Below are 20016 nucleotides of genomic sequence, written 5' to 3' on the forward strand. Positions count from 1 at the left end.
CTCTTATAATTGGTTTAAAAAGATTTCCAGGTCAGCATTCACAGCAGCCATATACAGTAATGCTTGCCAGGCTTCCCAATAGGATTTTCGGAGTTCGATTTCTGCTGTTACCAGCTCATTGCGGGCTTCAATCAGCTCGGTAAAGGTGATGAGACCAGCCTGGTATTGGGATTGTATGGCTTCATAGGCAAACCTGGCATCCTGAAATTGGACAGGGGTTTTCCCGGCAACGGCCAGTGCCGTTTTTAATGTGTTATCAGTGACGGATTTTTGTTTATCAAGGGCCAGGCGGACCTCTTCCAGTTCCTGTTTACCGGCTTCAGCTTCCAGTTCCTTTGCTTTCCACTGGGTTTTGAAGCGGATGGTCTGGGTCAGCGGTATGGCCAGTTGTACGCCAATGCCATAATTGAACCGGTTGAGGCTAAGACCATCGGCAGGGTTTTCGACGAATGTGCTGCCGTTGTTATCCAGCTGCACACCGGAACCCCTGCCATAAGCAGTACCCCATACACTCAGGGTGGGCATCCAGCTTAATTTTTCTGCTTTAAACAGATATTGCGAGGTTTTCCACTCAGCCATGGCCACTTGTTCTCCCGGATGGACCATTTCTGAAGATCCTGCTAATCGAGGCAGTACGTTAAAAAAAGTAGAATCCATCAGGTTTTCAGGCAAATCAGCCGCAATCAGTTCCGATAACGTTGCCCTGTATTCATAAATAGTGTTCTGTTGCTGCAGGACCTTAATAGTTGTTTTGGAAAGTTCGGTATGAAAACGTGCCGTATCCACCCCCGAAACCAATCCGGAAGCAGCCAGGTTTACGGCCTGTCCATAATTTGCTTCGGCTCTTTCCTGATCACTTTCCAGTACATCCAGGATTTGCATGGCAAGCAGATAATTCAGGTAGGTGCCTGATAGTCGCACCTGGTGTTCCAGCAGGGTAAGGTTGTTCAGGGCTGAACTTGCCTCATAACTGCTTTCGGCTGCCTTTACCTTGTTGCCTCTGCGTCCGAAGGTGTAGGGCTCCCATTTCATGAGCAACCCGGCAGCCGATCCCCAGACCATATCGTTGAGATTCTCAGTAGATGGGGGACCGCTCACCGGTAAAATGTATTCGGGATAAAACATCCCGGTAAGATTGTTATAAGTCGAATAGTTGACCTGGGCAGAAGCGCTGATATCGGGTATCAATGTACGTCGGGCTGATTTGACCGTTTCTCCCGATGCCTGTTTCTGCGCCTCTGCGGCAAGAATTCCAGGATAGTTTTTTGTGGCCGTTTCCAATAGCTGTTTTATGGGTACTGCCGTCTGGGAGCGTACTCCCGTCCCGGCAAATGCCATAATGGCTATCAGCAGGGTGATCTTGAATATTCGAACCATTTTCAATTTTGTGATCAATTCATCACAAACCTATGATCAGATTCTGTAGAAATATGGGAATGGGGATGGAAGAGGAGAATCCTGAGTAGGAAGTTGGAAGAGGTGTCTTATGAAAAGGCGAAATGATACAGGATCCCGCATATTACACTGACCAGGATTGTTTTCAGCATGTCCCATTTCAGAATGAAATAAACAAAAGCGGCAATAAGTCCAATGACCAAGGAAGGGATGTCAATTGTAGCCCACTCCGGGATTAACCACCTTATCCCCAGGGAATGGTTTTCGTTTACTTTTCCAAAAAGCGTATGGATAGCGAACCACACCCCAAGATTGAGTACAACGCCTACTACGGCAGCTGTAATTCCGGACAAGGCAGTGGTCAGGTTTTTATTGCCCCTGAGGTATTCTATGTATGGCGCCCCTGTGAATATAAACAGGAAACTGGGAACAAAGGTAGTCCAGGTTACCAGTAAGGAAGCCAAGATTCCAGCCATCATGGGATCCAGGGAACCAGCAAAACGATAGGCACCCATAAACCCGACAAACTGTACGACCTGGATAAGTGGACCCGGTGTTGTTTCTGCCATACCCAGTCCGTCCAGCATTTCGCCGCTTTTCAACCAACCATAGTCTTCCACTGCTTTCTGAGCGATATAGGCCAATACGGAGTAGGCTCCACCAAAGGTAACCACTGCAGTTTTGCTGAAAAACAGGCCTTCCGAAAAGAAAATGTTCTCCATCCCTATCCACAGGGCGATCAGTACTAAGGGCAGTGCCCATAAACTTAAAAAGAGGAGTACGGTTTTCAGGGTCTTTACCGGGGACGGTTTTACCGGCCGTATGTAGCTGTCTATGAAGTAGCCACTATCTCCATCACTTTTTTCTCCATGTCCCTTGATCACATAAAATTTTTCTTCCCAAAGTTTTCCGCCTATAAAACCTGTTAAACCGGCTACCACAACGATATAGGGGAAATCGACCTGGAAGAAAAAAATGGCGACAAAAGCCAGTACTGCCATGGTCACCATGACCTCATTTTTTAGTGCCCTTTTCCCTATTTTGATGACTGCACCAATAACGATGGCCAAAACAGCGGGTTTAATGCCAAAAAATATGGCCGCTACAATTCCTATATCCCGGTATGCCGCATAAAGAATACTTAGTATTAATATGGAGATAAAACCGGGCAGGACAAACAATATCCCCGCAACCAGTCCACCCTTGCTTCTGTGGAGTAACCAGCCGATATAGGTAGCCAGTTGCTGTGCTTCTGGCCCCGGCAATAACATGCAGTAATTGAGAGCGTGCAGAAAGCGGTTCTCACTGATCCATTTTTTCTCCTCGACCAGGATTTTATGGATCACGGCAATCTGCCCGGCAGGTCCGCCAAAGCTATTGATAGCTACCCGGACCCAGACTTTGAAGGCTTCTTTAAAGGAGACCTGTTTATCGATCATATATTATGTCTATATACGTGGTAACAAAGGAACGGCCAAGTGATATTATTCTATATTCCAACAAAAGTTATCCGTGTAATTTTTTAGCAGGATAGTTACCCCACCTATGATTGCTGAGTTCCTCAAGGAAATTCTTTCTGTTCATCACTTAGGGGATTTTGATTAGGGTATACTAAATTTATCTTTCCGTCAAAAAAAAGGATCAAATCTGTAGAAATATGGGAAGATAATCAGGTTAACTGAAATCTATCTCAAAAGCATGTAGTCCCCGTTCATCTCTATAATGTAGCCCCCAGCCACTTGTTTCGGTAATCTTATGGGCAATTGCCAACCCCAACCCCCAGGTATCGGGATTACCGGATTGTTTGTAGAAGCGGTTGAACAATTTATCCTTTTCCAATACAGTTCCTGTTTCTTGCTTTTCATACCCTGTATTGGTAATTATGAGCTTCCGCCCCTTTATTTGAACGTTCACCAACCCATTCTCAATGTTATGCAAAAAAGCATTTTTAAGCAGGTTCTGTATCAATATCTCAGTAAGCATCACATTACCCTGAACGACCATATTCTCTTGGGTTTCCATTTCCACCGATATATTCAGGGCGGCTTTCTGTTCTTCATAATATTCCATGGATCGGCTGATAATTGTGTTGACATCAACCTGTTCTGAAAAGAGAAACTGACGGTTTTCTATTTTAGATAAGAGCAACAGGGTTTTACTCAGCTTTTTTAAACGTTGTGTAGAGCCGATAATGCCCTCTACAATTACTGCCTGCTCCTGTGTGAGTTCAGCCTGGCCGATGAGTGCTTCCAGCCTTGACTGGATAACAGACAAGGGCGTTTGCATTTCATGGGAAGCGTTTTCAATAAATTGCTTCTGGCTTTCAAAGACTTCCTTATTTTTCCGGGTCAGTTCATTCACCGCTTCATTCAGCATCCTGAATTCATCAATATCCGTAGATGGCAGTTCCGGCAAATCTTGCTTATCAAAGCGAAAGAGCCGGAGCTTTTCGAGTATTTCGAAAAACGGTTTCCATATTTTTTTGGAGATAGTACGCTGTGATAAGTAAAAAGAAAGTGCTAACCCCAGAAATAGGCCTCCGAGTGTAATGGCAATGGTCCCGATCATTTCTGCCGCTTCCAGGTGGGGCTTTACAATTTCCAGCCGGTAATGGTTGCCCCCTAATTTCGTAAAAGTGGTCAGCTTGCGGTATTCATCTAACTCATCATCAACACGCTCATAAATAAGAGTATCGGTGTAGCTTTCATAGCTTTCCTGAAATACCGCTTCTTCAACAGGATAAAAGGTAAAATCGTCCAGTGGGTTGTCTCCCTTAAACGGAGCTTGAGGGTTTTCTTCAAGATAAGCCAGCAGGTTGACTTTGCGGTTGTACAACACTTCATCAACATTTTGGAGTACATTCCAGCTTAATACCAGGTAAAACAAAATGGAAAAAAATCCAATCAGAACCAGGAAATAAATCAATTGAATGCGGGAGGTGTAGGTAAGCAGCTTCATAATGCCTGGATTTGATAACCTACCCCATAGATGTTGTTGATTTCTACCTGTACCCCGGCATCTTTCAGCTTTCTCTTGAGGTTCCTGATCTGCGAGAACAGAAAATCAAAACTTTGGGCCTCATCCACATAATCGCCCCAAATATATTCCGCCAGCGATACTTTGGTGATCACCCGTTTATGATTATTGATCAGGTACGTAAGAATAGCATACTCTTTTTTGGTGAATGAAATAGGATTTTCAAGGTCGTTTACCCCAATCATGTACTGATCAGGTTCGATAACCAGGTTAGCAAAGTGGACAAGCTTGTTGGTTTTGAATTGTTTTCGGCGGATGATGGCTTTTATCCGTGCATTGAGTTCGGAAAAATAGAATGGCTTGGTGAGGTAGTCATCAGCCCCAAGTCCCAGGCCTTTTAGTTTATCATCCAACGAGCCACGTGCTGAAAGGATGATCACCCCGTCTGTCTTACCTTCTTTATATAGTGTTTCAAGCAGGTCAAACCCGCTTCCATCAGGAAGATTGATGTCCAGGATTATGCAATCGTAGTTATACAGAGAAATACGTTCCAGAGCAGCTTCTAGGCCTGTTGTGGAATCACAAGTAAACCCTTCTTTGGAAGCAAAATCTTCCAAATCCAGCAAAAGCGTCTGTTCATCTTCGACAATTAACAGCTTCATATTTTCAAAATAACAACTTAAATCTGTAGAAATATTGGATTGTTGAATTAACCTCCCTTTAAACTGTAGGCCACTTTTTAGTTGAGATTTCCTCAAAGTGATTTATTAAGGAATTCTGTAAGGGGCTTAGCCAAAAAAGTGGTTGTTACTGACACTACTGAACTGCTAACAGAAGAAATGGAAAAAGGGAATGGCGTTCCAATACAAGAACAAAATTTTTGAGCAAAATTCTCCTGTCCATGACACAAGAATGTAAGTACAGGGCTTGGCTAGAAAATGAATTATCCTTCAGAAAGTTTGCTTGTAAATGAACTTTCCCAGATCATTGAGCATGGAAAAAGTTAAGCATCAGCTCAAGTCAATAGTATAATCACTATGGTTTATTGGCAAGTAGGATTCAAAATAAACACCTATATATTCGAATGTGACCGTGGAGCGTATGGCAAAACAGTGGTGGCAGATATATCTGATCAATTAACACCAAAATATGACAAAAGCTTTGATCTTAGGAATCTGCGAAGAATAAGGCAGTTTGCCGAGGTCTTTTCTGAATTTGAGATTGTGTGGCCAGTGGCGGCACAATTGAGTTGGTCACATTTTATAGAACTACTATCCATCAAATCTTCAGAAGCCCGGATGTTGTATGCTAGAAAGAACGCAGAAGAAACTTGGAGCAAACAAACTCTAAAGAGATTAAAACAACCTAGCCAATAGCTCCAAATCCTCTTCAAAATGGTTCGGCTTCTGTATTGTCCGCTCCTGCTGACGAGACATTAAATAGAACCAGAACACCAATCTTAATTAGCCATCACAATACAACTGAATAAGAAGTTTAGAGAGATGTTTAACTAAATCTAACGGTTTTGAGAACTCCTAAAAAGGATATTGATTTATTCTATTTTTGGCACCATTTCTAAAAAACCACAAATAATATAATTAACTTGCTGAAAATTAATCAATTACATTACTTAAAAATAATTTTGCCTTATTAGGTGACCTGAAGAAAAATTTAGCAGATAAAATATTGTATATCAGTAGATTATAAGCGTAGGTTCGAATCCTGCCACCCCGACGAAAACCCCTCCAAGGGAAATCAAAAGCCTGTAAATCAGTAGATTTACAGGCTTTTCTGTTTTTTAGCCTTTAGTTCATATCAATAAATATCAGAAAAAATATGTCTTATTCGGTAACCTTTTTTGAAGTGATGTAAAAACCTTTAAAACAGTTCATTTGTCATGAAAACAACTATCACCTTTGGGATCAGGTTTTTTCTCAAAAACAACCTTATCAACGACGGAGAGGCTCCTATCTATTCAAGGATAACCGTTGATGGAACCCGGGTGGACATCTCATTAAAGAGAAAAATAAATGTCTACGATTGGAACCCTGTGCTGGGATCGGCCAAAGGATCCAAAGAATCCTCCAAATGCCTAAACCACTATTTGAAAGAATTAGAAGCCAGGATTATCCAGATTTACCAGGAGTTTCAGCTTAAAAAAGTAACTATTACCGCAGATGCTATCAAGCATGAACTTTTGGGCACCCAAACAAAAGAACATACCGTTTCCATGCTCTTTGAATACCACAATGAAAAGTATAGAAATGTTTTGGCATGGGGTACCCTCAAAAACTACTTCACAACACAAAAGTATGTGATGGCCTTTGCCAAGTCACAGTTTGGGATAGAAGATTATTTCCTACAGGGCATTAATTACCGCTTTTTGAATGAGTTCGAATTATATCTGGTGAACTATGAGCCACAAGACCATCATAAGCCTTTGGGGAATAACGGCATCATGAAACACCTGGAAAGGTTCAGAAAAGTAATAAATCTGGCTTTAAGGATGGAATGGATGGTTAAGGATCCATTTGCAAAGTTCAGCTTTCGGTACCAGAAAGTAGAAAGAACTTGCCTGAATCCTGCTGAGCTCTGCAGAATAGAAGAAAAGCAATTTGATATCCAGCGGTTACAATACATCAGGGATCTGTTTGTCTTCAGCTGCTACACCGGTCTTAGCTACATTGATACGATGAACCTGATGCATGATGACATTGTGTTAGGCATGGATGGAGAGTACTGGATATCCATAAGCAGGCAAAAATCACAACAAAAGTCCAAGGTCCCCCTATTGCCTAAGGCTTTGGATATCATCAGACTTTATCAGGATAGAGAAAGACCTTACTCCAAAGGGAAAATTTTCCCGCTGATATCCAACCAAAAGTTGAATGCCTATCTCAAGGAAATCGCAATCCTTTGTAAAGTTAAAAAAAACCTGACGTTTCATTTGGCAAGGCATACGTTTGCCACCACCGTCACTCTTTTAAACGGTGTCCCGATTGAAACTGTCAGTAAAATGCTGGGACATGCTAGTATTAAAACTACGCAGATCTATGCTAAAGTGGTTGAGAAAAAAGTCAGTGATGATATGAAAAAGCTCAGAAGGAAACTGGGAAAAGCGAAATAATCTATTCACCACCTTCGGGTGGTGATGTGACTTTCTGTTAGATATTAGTCCGATTTTGTGAGTAGTTAACTAAAATCAAACTTAAATGACAGCAGAAATCATCACATTGAATGACTTGGAGAAATTTGGAACGGAGTTAAAAGCGGAGATCAAAAAATTGCTTTTGAGCATGAACGGGCAACCAAGCAAGAAATGGCTGAAATCCCATGAAGTCAGAAAGCTATTGGATATTTCCCAGGGAACCCTTCAGCACCTGCGGGTCAACGGCACCATGCCCTTCACAAAAATTGGAGGAGTGATCTACTACGATCATGAGGATTCATCCATCACGTTTACACCACCCATAGAAAGAGAAACAAATGGAATCAAAAAAACAAGAATTAGATATTTAATGGACTTTTCATAAGATGAACATAATATTATTAAACAAAATCTGAAATTTATAATAAGCTAACACTCCTTTGAGGCTGTTGGAAAAGCCCAATCCTAAAGACAAAGAACATATCTACACCCTGATGGATTTTCAGTTTTTCTCACAAAATTACGCATGGAAGAGTATAAACTGTACCCTTTCCATATTTCCCTTAATTTAAAATGAAACATTACCTTTTGCCAACAACAGCTGGCCGTAAAAAAGTGATTTCCGGCTTATAGGCGATCTGCTTTTCAATAGTTTAGGTTGAATCAAACTTTGAACTTAGCATGAAATTCCCAACTACCCGATTTTCCGGTATCCCTCTGGAATAAGACACACAGCCAAAGTTCTATATACATAATTGAACGGTCCGGTTTAATTCGTCGGCAGTGCATATAGTCCGGTCTAATCCCGGCGCCATTTTCAGATAAAATATGTCTCCACCCAAATACGCCCCCGCAAAATCCGGATTAGTAACCAGTAAATAGTAAAGTCCCTCACAGGGCTGTGATCCGGAAGAACTACAATTGATACTGATCACATCATTAGTTGGAGATGCATCGTGGAGCCATACACCATCCTTCTTCCACCGATATATTGATGGAGATCCCTGGTAATTACCGTCATCATAGGTAAGATCAACCGTTGTATTTGATGATATATACAGCGTATCGACGAACTTGAGGTACTGCGGGGCATACGTGTAATAATTGGGGATTTTTGTTTTGGAATAAGCAAGTTCCTCAAAATTGTAATAATTATACCTTACCGTAAATTCAGTGATATTTTTGTCGAGGAGACAATCCGGGATGTCCCCTTCCAGTCGGTTGTTATGCAATCCAAGCTGACTGATGGTAGCAAAAGAACAAAAACTGGAGGGTATGCTCCCTATGAGTTTGTTATCATTGAGTGTCAACGTATTGATGTTGACCAGATTTCCATAGGAAGGGGGGATCTCCCCCGTAATTTGGTTCTCATCCAATCTTAATTGCCGCAGTGAGGCTATATTTCCAAAGACAGCAGGAAGACTTCCTGTTAAGCTATTTCTGTATGCCAAAAAGGAATCCAACAGTTGCAGTCCTCCCATTTCCCACGGTATCTGCCCTGTAACATTGTTATCCTGTAGCCAGAAAAACTGCAGATTATCCAAACTGCCCAGTGAAGCAGGCAAAGTGCCTGACAACTGATTTTGGTTGAGATACAGGCGTGTTAAGCCGGAAAGATTACCGATCGAAGTAGGAATAGATCCGGAAAGCTGATTGGAATAAAGATAAAGCTCTTTCATCGCTGACATGCTTCCTATGGATGAGGGTATACTGCCGGTAATCGCATTGCCATTGATATAAAAATGGGTGAGCTTATTTAAATCACCTAAATTGGAAGGTAAAACACCCGTCAGGTTATTGTCATAAACGCTGAAAAACTCGAGGTTGGGCAAAGATGTAAGGGATGGGGGAATACTGCCGGTAAGATTGTTTATATATAGGTGGACATTTTCCAGTGCGGTCATATTCCCGATGGTGCCGGGGATAGTACCTGTCATATTATTTCCATAAAGTAAGAGTTCTACTACCTTATCGAGATTACCCAAACTTTGCGGTAGCTGACCGATGTGGGGATTTCTCACCATCTGGATATGTTCCAGGTATGTCAAGTCTCCAAAGCTTTCGGGGATGGTTCCGTTAAGGTTGTTTTGCCAAAACATTATCCACTTTACATGTCCGCTCGCATCAAGCGTCAACCCATGGAAATTACTCACATCCTGAACTACATTGGGATCTGCGGAACTCCAACCGGAATTATTATACCAGTTGGGCCCATCCATAGCCTGGTAAAAGTCCATCAAGGCATCATACTCTGCCTGACTGGGCAGTGCTGACCCCGTATTCGTAGAATAAGAGGCCAATTCCTTGTTTGATGAACCGGACCCATGGGGGGCTGTTCCTGAAGTATTACTGAAAACATAATTCCCACCAGATGCCTTTTTTGGTACCCCTTTATTGGGGTCATTTCTTAAATTTGAATAATTCATCTTGGCAACCGTAGGAGACACCCTCTCAGCTTCGAGCATCATTTGCTCCCATAACATGCTATCCAAATAAAGCCGGTTCTTATCAATTTCCCCCTCTTGCAAAAAAACACCTACATTTTCATCTGTTTCTTCAAGTAAACCCGGACTGGGGGATACTTCATTATTCCAGAATGAAAACCAGCTTACTATAAAGCCTATAGACATTAAAAACATATTTCTAGTCATAAAAAACTTTTTGGATTTAAGATTAAATTATAATTTTCATTTAAATCAGAATAGATTGGACTGGACGTTAGCCAAAAGAAAACTAAAAACCATAAGAAGACCCCTACTCTGTTTTTTTATCCATTTTGACAAATAGCAAATCACAGCTCCCCAAGATCCTTCAGATAGTATTCTATCTTTTCATCCCCTTTATCTTTCAGTTTATCCATTGGGATTATCTCCTTTACCTCTTTTCTGATTTTTTTGAAGGAACCGATCTCGAAACCGATCTTCAGTTGAACCCTGCTTTTGCACAGGCTGGATTTCTTGTCAAAAAAGGGATCTATGGAGCCCATTACCACTGATCTGATTGTATTGCCCATCACGATGGTTCTTCCGATTGCCTGATTGATTGATGCCGGATTTTTACCAGGATGACAGTAATTTTAATACATTAACAACAACAGAAATATCCCCGGCCAAAAAACTTGGGAGATCACTGCTTATTCCAATAAACATATCGTCATATTTAAAGTCTCGGGTATTGTTTCAATTACTATGGGAGAGCCTTTTATTACCGTGCCGGCAGGCAATAAGGAATTCTGAATTTCTACATAATACACTCCATTGCAATTAGTGGGACCGGAACTACCCTCAGGATAATATTCGCATGAAAATGAAGTGTCCGTAAATTCAAATGCATTCTGCTGAAAGTTAGGGAATAGCGGAACTCCATCTTTTACCCACCTATATTCAGTAACACCTTGGGTATTTATACCCAAATCAGTATTGAGGACTAAAAAATCACCTTCTCTGACACTAACATAAACAGTATCTGTAGAAGCCTTCTGCGGAAGAAAATGAGATTGGTCGGGGAAATGGGGAGCCATATCAATAAAACTCTCTATAGAAAAATTATTGTTGGCTAAATATACGTGGTTGATTCCCGAAGTATAAATACATGGTGGTAAAGTACCCGTAAATTGATTATTTTGAAGGTTTAAAATCAGAAGATTTGGAAAAGAACAAAAATAATCAGGGACAGGTCCTGTAAGCTGATTATCATATACCCTAAAATGGTACAGATTAGTAAGGTTTGAGAAAGAAGCAGGGATTGGCCCAGTGAAGTTTGACCCCATCAATTCCAAATACTCCAGATCAAGTAAATTTCCGATTGAGGAAGGGAGATTGCCCTCAAGTTTTGTGAAGAACAAAGCCAATACTTTCAATTTGGTAAGATTCCCTATATTGGCAGGAATCGGTCCTGTCAGGTAGTTGGAATGAAGGGCCAGATATTCCAGATTTGTCAAATTAACTATAGACTCGGGAATTGTTGACCAATTGATCACGCTGCTGTTTAGATACAGTAACTTTAGGTTCACAAGATTTCCAATGGATTGGGGGATGTATTTGTATAAATTATTCACTGACAAGTCCAAAGACTCCAAGTGGACAAGATTGCCGATACTTTCAGGGATTTCACCCAACACCTTGTTTGAGGACATAAAAATCCCCGTAACGTTTCCATTGGCATTGGTATGGATCCCATAAAAGCCCGAGACGTCTTGTATTACATTTGGATTGGCACTACTCCAACCGGTATTATTTGTCCAGTTTGCCCCATTTGTTGCCTGATAGAAATCCATGAGCGCATCATACTCTGCCTGAGTAGGCAGACCGGCCGACATCGTTGTTTGGGACATGCTTTCCTGCTTTGCTGTCTTGCCCATGCCCGTTTGGATGGATTGCAACTCCTCTTGCTTTCTCTGTTCCAAACGTAATTTTTCCTGCTGGATTATCTCCGCCTGCATTTGCTCGAATGCCACCAATTCCTGCTTTTGCTCCGGTGTAAGTTGTGGTACTGCCAATTCTCCATTCTCCCTAGGCATTATCTCGCCCTGTCCGCCACCGGGGGCTATTACATTTATCAAAGTATCAACCCCATAAGGTTCAGACAATTCAAAAAGAGGAACATTGTATGAAAAATCATCCATAAATGGACCGCCCATCTCATTTGTACTAAGCAATGAAAACCAACTGTATTCCAGGGTCGAGGTGCCTGATGTCAATGCAAGTAATTGCCCGGACCCCATCGGTAAGGTAAATATCAACAATAGAAAAAATGCGATACTTTTCTTATGCTTATTCATAAACAACATATAAACTGGTTTAAATTAAATAGGAACTGCTTTTCTATATTTCCCTGTTCTTCATACTGATGACCCGTTTGGCCATGGCTTGCTTTTTGCCCCCCTCTAACTCCACCATCTCACCATCTATCTCCTTAATAAATTGCGGTTCAAATCCTTCTTGATCCAAATTTTCATTTAAATCAGAACAGATTGGACTGTACGTTAGCCAAAAAGGAACTAAAAACCATAAGAAAACCCCTACCCTGTTTTTTATCCATTTTGATAAATAACAAATCACAGCTCTCCTACATCCTTCAGATAATACTCTACCTTCTCATTACCCTTTTCCTCCAATCCATCCGGCGGAACCAACTCTTTCACTTCTTTTCTGATTTTCTTAAATGAACCGATCTCAAAGCCGATTTTCAGCTGGACCCTACTTTTATATAAACTGGATTTCTTGTCAAAAAAGGGATCAATCGATCCTATCACCACTGACCGGATTGTAGTGCCCATCGGGATGGTTCTCCCAAGCGCGAAGTTGGAAGCCCAGGCTTTTCCATCAAAATCCCTAGACTCATAGCCTGAGGGATTGGTGATGGTAACTTGATTTCGGTTTACTGTGCCCTGTGCAAACCAGTTGCCCTTACTGAAACGTAATCCCGTAAACACTCCCAGACCTTCCCTCCTCAATTTCTCCTTGTCGTCAAACTGCTTTTTCCATGTCCCCCCTCCCATCAAGGCAAACTGCTGGGTAAAGGAATAAGAGAGCCCGTAATCCAGCAGCAGTCCATCCCCAAAAGAGGTAAGGGGATCATACCACAGAAGCATCCCAATACGGTAGACCACGGGCACTTCTTTCAGCCTGTTTGGCTCAAAAAATTCTTTCTTTTTGTTTTTCAGTTCGGTCGGAATGGTCTTTATATTCCCAAGAGAATCGATCTTCAGTTTGGAAAAATCCTTCCCCGTCTTTTGGATGTACTCATCCGAAATATGTCCTGCCTTCCCCTTCGCAAGCTCCTTGGCCTGTTCAAAAGGAATTTCCGAGGGCAAACCGTTTTTGGTAAGTTCTGCCAGCGCATTGGTTCCGTAGAAGTCAGGGAGCTTTGCATCTGTGGAACCAGCCCCTTCTTTTACCACTCCCGTAAGCTGTTCTTCCACTTTGGGCATAAGCCATTCATTGGTCAGCGCTTTGAGGTTTTCATTGTTTTGATCCACCAGAGATTCCAGCCTGTCAACCTCATGGATATCCTCTATCCTTGCTTTGGATTCATTCACCCTATCCAGGGTATTTTTTGCGGCATTTTTGATTTCCTCCCCCGGGATATCCCCGCTCTGGACCAGGCTTTCCAGTGTTTTGCTTTCCCGGTCCAGCACTTCTCTGCTCCTTTCCTTGGCCAGCGTAAAAAGGCTGTCCCGTTGGGTGCTGTCAGTGGTGATTTCCTTTAGGTCTTTAAGTTCTCTCCGCAGGGAATCGTAGGATTTCTTCAGTGACTGGATCTGTTTGAGTTCTTCCAGGTAAGGGGTTTCAGGTTTGGTTGGTAAAGTAGGGATAGAATTTGAAATCGAAGGCTTCGGAAGTTTTGAATTCATGCCGCCTGGCAAGCCTTGCGCTTTCAAAAAACTCGGATAGAGCAGCATGCAAAAAATAAAAATGATTTCTTTACGCATAACTGTTATGTCTATTCAAATAAAACAATCATTCAAGTTTAAATCATAATATTATAATCTATACCATCACAATCTACTCAACCTATTTTCACTTCATGCAATATGAATCATAAATCCTATTACATGATGTAAATTCTTGCTACAATTGTTGCGGGCTACGGCTAGTACTATAAACAGCTTTACCTGTGTTGTGTAAAGGAACTTTTAACTCATCCAAATATTAATATTACTGTAAACCACCCATTTTCCACTCTTATCTAATTTAAATTTATACAACGTTAACCCTCCGCAATCATAGCACACAAACTCTATTGCAACAATTGCTTCGGTATATAAGTGATTAAATCCTACTCTAGAAATTTTATAGTACGAGTTTTCAAAATCAACCCGTGGTTCATCACTCATAATCAAATTAACTTCATAACCTGTAGCTTTCTTAAAATTCGCTCTTTTAGATTTAAGATTGTAATTATAATTTTTTACTTCATTCTCTTCTAACAACAATTTAATAGCGTCCTCATCAACTCCTAAATTATCAAAGCTTAACAATGTATCATATAGACTATATATTATATTAGAGTTGATAAAACCTTCTGCTGAAATAATAAGATCTGACTCAATTAACTCATCTAAAAACTCAGACTCCATAGAGCTATATTTATCTGAATTAACTAAATATGATTTCCTCTCATCACAAGAAAACATCAAAATCACGAGAACAAAAAAACATGATTTATTCATAATCATTTCATTACCATGTTATATTTACGCCTAATTTTTTTTCATAATATTTCAATACATTACTCTGTATAATACCTCCATCCGATTGTGGAATATACTTAATATAATGAGTTATTTTTTTTCAGAATGTCCTTTTGATGTCCTGCGGTTGTCCTTTCCCACGTAGAATGCCCAATCTGAGCATTGTAAGCCTTTAAGTGCTCAACACTACCTTTTCCAATAGTGGTTATAACATTTAAATGATTATCAATATGGAATTTCTCATGGACTAATGTATTCATCAAATAAATCCCAGTTTATCGAGATAATAATTTACAATATTATCAAGAGCTCCTTCATTACCTTTAAATTTAATTTCATGTAATAAACTACTATTATCTGACCCAACTCTCTTGTTAACTGTTACTCCATCAGCTTCATAAATATTCTTTGGCAATGAATATCTGTCCTGTTCAAGAACTCTAATTTCTCCATCATCTACTCCGTCTGACCCGATAAACTCCCCATGCCCATCGAAATAGTCAGCAAACATTCCTGTTGGATCAATAAACATTAGTGGATTATTCAAAACATAGGTATATGGAGAAAAGTTAACATACGCATCTGCCAATGGGTCAACACTCAAACAAGACTAGCTGTCAACATCATACATCCGTTCCTTGATGCCGTAGAATTCTAGGTTATTTTTATAAATTACTTCTTCTTCTAGAAATGATATTTTTTTTATCGTTTAAGCATTTCCTTGTACCTATTCTATTGCTGTATCATCAGGATTCCGAAATAAGATATTAAAATCTTTCGACTTATTAATGACTTGAGATTTATAAACGTTATTATCCACCGTATTTGGATTTCTATAAATTACTTTACCATTCTCAGCTATTAATTTCATTAAAAACAGAGGTGTTTTAGATTGGAATTCCTCATTTTCTAGAAAATTTGAAATAGGTATTCCAATAGTAAATTCTGAATTTGTTTTCGCTTCCATTGGAACAGGATTTACACTTTCATAATCTGTAAAATATAGAGTATCAATCTCTTTGTCATGTTGGAACAACACAAATAATTCTCCTCGCATCTTATCCTCTGTGTTAAAATGAGATAAAAGATTTAAATCTACTCTTTCAGTCGAATTATTTTCATATTCGAAAACATAATATATTCGCGGTATTACATACGGTCTAATATTATTTAATGAATCATCTTCATAATGACTCAATTCAATAGTTTTAATAGAGATATTCAGTACTTTTTCTGCTTTGCTATCATCCTGATGGCTACCACATCCAAACAAAAATAACATATAAAATATCTTTAACTTCATCACTTATTCATCTTTAGATAATCTTTATAATTTCCCTCCATATAATTTTTAAAATATAAAGTGGTGTTTTTCCAGCTTGAATGGCTCTTTTGCAGTTCGTAAGCTTTGAAATGGGGACCTCCTCCTAAAGCAAATCTCTCTACACCGTGGCCTTGATATTCATGAACTCCCAAAGCATTCTGAACATTTGAAACCGTCGACAAATAAGAGTTCCTACTATTCTTAAAAATTGCCGTGACTTTAATTGTTCCATCTGCTGCATTTCCGTGAAATGTATTACCTGACATTTTTACAGCGGTATTAGCAGGTCCATTTGATCTTTCAGGATCATTAAATCCTGAAGGTATACTACCTCCAGGTACTGACTTCCCATCCCAAACGGAAATCTTCCCGTTGTATAGTTTTCCCATATCAATTCCATCCGTTTTTCCTGCAATATCAGTAAGTACATTTGAGATAGCTTCACTGGAAAGATTCGCCTCATTGATTCCTAAACTTTTATCTTCTAAATCCCTCAATAGTCCGAGATCCGAAGATGTACGGTCATTCAATACATCACTTCCATGAGAGGACGCTATTGCATCAAAATTCCCTTGGTCTATGATCCTTATATTGTCCGTTGTCCTGCTATCCCTGTATAGGAACTGTCCATCCCGGTTATAGTAATCGTCAAGCCTTCCATCAGGATCAATACGATTTAAAGGATTGTTTTGTACATAATTATATGGTGAGATCCAACTTCTTTGATCCGCCAACGGATCCACAACACCCCATCTCCCAATCGTCGCATCGTACATCCTCGCTCCGTAGTCATAGTATTGAAGACCTTCGTCCTCAATAAGTTCCTTCCCATTGTAGAGATACTTATTCGCCTTTATCCCTCCATTTTGAAAGCCCAGCCCTGTCAGTTCCAGTCCCCATGGATCATAATGGGTCTCCTGTACTATGACCGAACTGATACTCATCACCATCATATTGTCAAACCAGACATCCTCCGAAGTCTCGTTTACCACAAAGGTTTCCATATATCCGTCCTTGGAAATATACATATTCTCTTCCAAGACTTCATGTTGGTTTGCAGCATTTTTAGAGAGGACTTTCTTTCCTACCTCATATCTGTTGCTGTCCTGATCGTAGAGGGCATACATCAGATAGGCCTCCGGAGCTTCTTTTTTCTGAAGATCCTTGGCTAATATATCCGCCAGATTCAACAGGGCTATGGGATTTGCGCCGCCTGCACGCTGGGTGCTCAACGCTAGTTCATTCAGGTCTGCCACCAGTCTTTCCCTGCCGCCCGCTGCCATAAAGCTTGCGGCATTGGCTTTTTGCTTTTTGTCTTCCAAATATTTGCCGTGGACCTGAAGCTTTAAGCTGTCTCCCGCATAGATTTCCTGGGTTCTTCCGGGCCCCACCATTCTTCCACGGTTTGCATTCAGCCAGGCTACCTTGTTTCCGCCCTGCGTCACGTTGTGCTCAGGCTCTGTCTGTCTGGATTCCGATACCATGGAAAACTCCATTTCCTCCGCCGCAGCACGGCCATCTTCCATTGTTGCTATAAATTCCTGGACATTCGGGCTGCGGAGTACCTGACGCACATTGCCCAAATGATCCTTCACATAAAATTCACTGTGCAACTCATCCTCTTCGACGACAAACCTTCCCTCCTCATGCACCAGATAATCCGGTGATCCGTCCAGCATAACTATCTCCCCGATGTAATCCTGTGTCTTGATCAATGCTCCGCTGCTGTTATATACCTTTTGGCTCAGCTTGTTTCCTTCCGCATCGTAGGCGAATATCAACTGTGCCCCTGTAGAAAAGGTTATTTCCTGCGGCAGATTAAGGTAATTGTACGTAATCAGACTGATCTGCTTGTCCACGTTTTCGGTCATGTTGCCGTTCTCGTCATAGCCGTATTCTGCCGTACCCCGTTCTTTAAAATCCTTCGCCGTATACGTCAGTGCCGTGATGTTGTCCTTTACCTGCGACAGCCTGTTGCTGTATGGGTAGTATTCATATTCCAAATCATCCACAGGACCATAAGTTGATGCAGTCTTTTGGTTACTCCTTTCCATGTTATGGATATTCCCGTTCGCATCATAGGTGATGCCTGAAACGGTATATCGGTTCACCTCGCCGCTTGCAGTAAAATTTGCGGCTTTAAGTCTGTTGGCATTGTCATAGGTATAGTTGTAGGTTCTGGTTTTATAGTCCGCTTCAGGATCAGACACACCGCCCCAATCGATCCGTGAGATATTCCCGTTATACCTCGGCGTGGCCGCCCCACTTTCCTGGTAATAATTGGTCTGGGTATAGCCGCCGTTCAATCCGCTGCCGAGATTTTTCAGCCATCCCCGGATATTGTAACTGTACGTCTGGTTGCCCGTGCTTATTTCGGGAAAGGATTTTGCCGTCAGCTGGCCGAGATCGTTGTATGTGTATTGTGCAATTGTCCGGGGGGCTTCGGACCCAACAGTATGCTCAATGGATTCCAACTCACCGATTGCATTGTAACTGTACGTCCTCAAAATATTGCCTACGCCTGTTTCCGTACTTGAAGTGAGGGTGGAAATCGGCAGGTTCTCAAAATTGTATTTGGTAGAGATGCGGAGCGCTCCGCCCATTTGGTGGTCGGACAGGGATTGGATCACCCGCCCCTTATTGTCATAGAATAGCGCTGTGGTATAGTAGTCCCCTGTTTCAAGGTTTTTGACTTTTTTGCCTGTCTGCAATCCGTGCACACGGGTGCTTGCCGCGGCATCAAAATCGGGATTGGCCTGATAGGTGTAGCCTGACAGATGCTGATAGGAATCGTAATAATTCACCGTCAATACCTCCCCCCCGGCCGAAGGCCAGCCTTCCACAACATCCCCGTTGACCAGCTTTGCATTGTTGGGTCCTCCTGTAGTATTCACCTCTGTCTGGAGTGCGTCAAGAGATAAACTACTTGAAGTCAAACCTGTGGAAAGCTCCCTACCCAAGGCATCATACTTGGTATACAGCCACTTTTGGCTTTTTTCAAGCACCCCATCCTGCATACCGATCATACGGTCCTGAAGATCGTACAGAAAGAATTCGGATTCCCGTCCCGGTTGCTTTTTTTCCGTCATCCTTCCCCTGCCGTCATAGGTGTACCGGAAGTACTGCTCAAAAGCGAGGTCAGCGTCATTTGACATGGACCAGGCATTGTTTAACTCAAACATATCGACCGCAAGGGGAGGTATCACCACCCGTAACTGTCCCAAGTCATCGTACACATAGTAGGTAGCCAGCCAACCCGAATGTCCGTCACCCGGAGGCGTGTCACAGCCTTCCACTTTTTTTAGGATAAGCCTTCCCAGTTTATCGGTATATTGGAGGGTTTGGATATCGTCCTCGTCAAAGGTTATTTCTACCCATAACGAATTGGCCGCATAGGAAGATGATGTCACGGGCATCCCGTTTGAATCCAATGTCCAGATCCTCACATCATCGGCAAGGGTATTGGGTCTTCTCTGAAACTTCACTTCTTTCCCCGAACCCAGATGCCATGAATCTCCCGGTGCCGCCTGTTTGTCCACACGGTTTAGGGGGGAGGGCTCAAAATCTTTTTCCGAATAGCCGCGGCTGTCCCCGTAAATAGGGACAGTACGGTTGGAATGCATCGTGACTCCGTTGGATCGAAAACGACCGTCCTGGGTTCCGGTGGTTTCAAAATACGGCAAATACTCCTTCTCCTGCCGTCCAAACTCATCATACACTATAGGGGTTATTAAGTCCTTACCGTTGATCGTGGATTTTTTACCTACATTTTGCATGGGCCTACCTAGACCGTCAAAATAGGTGAACGACTTATAGGACTGACTTGGGGTACCATTTGTGACAGTAGTCACTGAAGTGGTTCCTGTCCGGGCTTTATATGTCTTGACAAAGTTTTCGGTAGTCTGTCCCAACGTTGCCGAGCAGGTAACAAAAAACAGGAAAAGTGAAGCAATCAGATAGTGTCTCATCTTAAAAATG

14 protein-coding genes and 1 pseudogene are annotated in these 20016 nt (G+C 41.6%); 3 read left to right on the plus strand and 12 right to left on the minus strand.

The window, feature by feature from the left end:
- Positions 1 to 3 precede the first annotated feature (3 nt).
- The 4 genes from ID165_RS14840 to ID165_RS14855 all read right to left on the minus strand — a co-directional run bounded on the left by ID165_RS14840 (position 4) and on the right by ID165_RS14855 (position 5033).
- Positions 4 to 1377, minus strand: coding sequence for a TolC family protein (locus tag ID165_RS14840; protein ID WP_192085635.1), 1374 nt, complete (start codon positions 1375 to 1377; stop codon positions 4 to 6).
- Between the two features lie 107 nt (positions 1378 to 1484).
- The gene (chrA, locus tag ID165_RS14845) at positions 1485 to 2834 is read right to left on the minus strand and encodes a chromate efflux transporter (RefSeq protein WP_192085636.1); all 1350 of its coding nucleotides are present in this window, start codon (positions 2832 to 2834) and stop codon (positions 1485 to 1487) included.
- Between the two features lie 235 nt (positions 2835 to 3069).
- Complete coding sequence (locus ID165_RS14850) at positions 3070 to 4353, minus strand: HAMP domain-containing sensor histidine kinase (RefSeq protein ID WP_192085638.1); 1284 nt, start codon at positions 4351 to 4353, stop codon at positions 3070 to 3072.
- Positions 4350 to 5033 carry a response regulator transcription factor gene (locus ID165_RS14855; protein WP_192085640.1) on the minus strand — a complete coding sequence of 228 codons (684 nt, stop codon included), beginning with the start codon at positions 5031 to 5033 and terminating at the stop codon, positions 4350 to 4352. Before ID165_RS14855 ends, ID165_RS14850 begins: the two co-directional genes overlap by 4 nt.
- A 360-nt stretch (positions 5034 to 5393) precedes the next feature.
- Between ID165_RS14855 and ID165_RS14860 the strand changes: the two are divergent.
- The 3 genes and pseudogenes from ID165_RS14860 to ID165_RS14870 form a co-directional block, all read left to right on the plus strand.
- A pseudogene (locus ID165_RS14860) lies at positions 5394 to 5747 on the plus strand (DUF1016 N-terminal domain-containing protein); the annotation flags it as partial.
- Between the two features lie 521 nt (positions 5748 to 6268).
- Positions 6269 to 7498 carry a site-specific integrase gene (locus ID165_RS14865; protein WP_192085644.1) on the plus strand — a complete coding sequence of 410 codons (1230 nt, stop codon included), beginning with the start codon at positions 6269 to 6271 and terminating at the stop codon, positions 7496 to 7498.
- An 85-nt stretch (positions 7499 to 7583) separates the two neighbouring features.
- Entirely contained in the window at positions 7584 to 7904 is a 321-nt protein-coding gene (locus ID165_RS14870) for a helix-turn-helix domain-containing protein (protein WP_225586762.1), read from the plus strand.
- Between the two features lie 358 nt (positions 7905 to 8262).
- Here the strand turns inward: ID165_RS14870 and ID165_RS14875 are convergent, their stop codons facing one another.
- The 8 genes from ID165_RS14875 to ID165_RS14910 all read right to left on the minus strand — a co-directional run bounded on the left by ID165_RS14875 (position 8263) and on the right by ID165_RS14910 (position 20006).
- On the minus strand, positions 8263 to 10170 hold the full coding sequence (locus ID165_RS14875; RefSeq protein WP_192085647.1) for a hypothetical protein: 1908 nt from the start codon (positions 10168 to 10170) through the stop codon (positions 8263 to 8265).
- 140 nt (positions 10171 to 10310) lie between these two features.
- Positions 10311 to 10532, minus strand: a complete 222-nt coding sequence (locus ID165_RS14880) for a hypothetical protein (protein WP_192085649.1) — start codon at positions 10530 to 10532, stop codon at positions 10311 to 10313.
- A gap of 120 nt (positions 10533 to 10652) precedes the next feature.
- Positions 10653 to 12299, minus strand: coding sequence for a hypothetical protein (locus tag ID165_RS14885; RefSeq protein ID WP_192085651.1), 1647 nt, complete (start codon positions 12297 to 12299; stop codon positions 10653 to 10655).
- A gap of 276 nt (positions 12300 to 12575) precedes the next feature.
- Positions 12576 to 13952: a hypothetical protein gene (locus tag ID165_RS14890; protein WP_192085654.1), complete on the minus strand. Its 1377-nt coding sequence runs from the start codon at positions 13950 to 13952 to the stop codon at positions 12576 to 12578.
- Positions 13953 to 14156: 204 nt separating this feature from the next.
- Complete coding sequence (locus ID165_RS14895; RefSeq protein WP_192085656.1) at positions 14157 to 14600, minus strand: hypothetical protein; 444 nt, start codon at positions 14598 to 14600, stop codon at positions 14157 to 14159.
- A gap of 373 nt (positions 14601 to 14973) precedes the next feature.
- Entirely contained in the window at positions 14974 to 15318 is a 345-nt protein-coding gene (locus ID165_RS14900; protein WP_192085658.1) for a hypothetical protein, read from the minus strand.
- A 123-nt stretch (positions 15319 to 15441) separates the two neighbouring features.
- Positions 15442 to 16017 (minus strand): hypothetical protein, encoded by a 576-nt coding sequence (locus ID165_RS14905; protein WP_192085660.1) that lies wholly within the window; start codon positions 16015 to 16017, stop codon positions 15442 to 15444.
- Positions 16017 to 20006, minus strand: coding sequence for a DUF6443 domain-containing protein (locus ID165_RS14910; RefSeq protein ID WP_192085662.1), 3990 nt, complete (start codon positions 20004 to 20006; stop codon positions 16017 to 16019). The genes ID165_RS14905 and ID165_RS14910 overlap by 1 nt, the downstream gene beginning before the upstream one ends.
- Between the last annotated feature and the right edge of the window lie 10 nt (positions 20007 to 20016).

The sequence above is a fragment of the Algoriphagus sp. Y33 genome, assembly GCF_014838715.1.
Taxonomy (GTDB): Bacteria; Bacteroidota; Bacteroidia; order Cytophagales; family Cyclobacteriaceae; genus Algoriphagus.

What these genes read in the sequence shown, in the direction of transcription:
- ID165_RS14855 (WP_192085640.1), bottom strand. Translation starts at nt 5,033, where the DNA reads ATGAAGCTGTTAATTGTCGAAGATGAACAGACGCTTTTGCTGGATTTG.
- ID165_RS14890 (WP_192085654.1), bottom strand. Translation starts at nt 13,952, where the DNA reads ATGCGTAAAGAAATCATTTTTATTTTTTGCATGCTGCTCTATCCGAGT.
- ID165_RS14850 (WP_192085638.1), bottom strand. Translation starts at nt 4,353, where the DNA reads ATGAAGCTGCTTACCTACACCTCCCGCATTCAATTGATTTATTTCCTG.
- ID165_RS14840 (WP_192085635.1), bottom strand. Translation starts at nt 1,377, where the DNA reads ATGGTTCGAATATTCAAGATCACCCTGCTGATAGCCATTATGGCATTT.
- ID165_RS14870 (WP_225586762.1), top strand. Translation starts at nt 7,584, where the DNA reads ATGACAGCAGAAATCATCACATTGAATGACTTGGAGAAATTTGGAACG.
- ID165_RS14905 (WP_192085660.1), bottom strand. Translation starts at nt 16,017, where the DNA reads ATGAAGTTAAAGATATTTTATATGTTATTTTTGTTTGGATGTGGTAGC.
- ID165_RS14910 (WP_192085662.1), bottom strand. Translation starts at nt 20,006, where the DNA reads ATGAGACACTATCTGATTGCTTCACTTTTCCTGTTTTTTGTTACCTGC.
- ID165_RS14885 (WP_192085651.1), bottom strand. Translation starts at nt 12,299, where the DNA reads ATGAATAAGCATAAGAAAAGTATCGCATTTTTTCTATTGTTGATATTT.
- ID165_RS14880 (WP_192085649.1), bottom strand. Translation starts at nt 10,532, where the DNA reads ATGGGCAATACAATCAGATCAGTGGTAATGGGCTCCATAGATCCCTTT.
- ID165_RS14895 (WP_192085656.1), bottom strand. Translation starts at nt 14,600, where the DNA reads ATGGAGTCTGAGTTTTTAGATGAGTTAATTGAGTCAGATCTTATTATT.
- ID165_RS14865 (WP_192085644.1), top strand. Translation starts at nt 6,269, where the DNA reads ATGAAAACAACTATCACCTTTGGGATCAGGTTTTTTCTCAAAAACAAC.
- chrA (WP_192085636.1), bottom strand. Translation starts at nt 2,834, where the DNA reads ATGATCGATAAACAGGTCTCCTTTAAAGAAGCCTTCAAAGTCTGGGTC.
- ID165_RS14875 (WP_192085647.1), bottom strand. Translation starts at nt 10,170, where the DNA reads ATGACTAGAAATATGTTTTTAATGTCTATAGGCTTTATAGTAAGCTGG.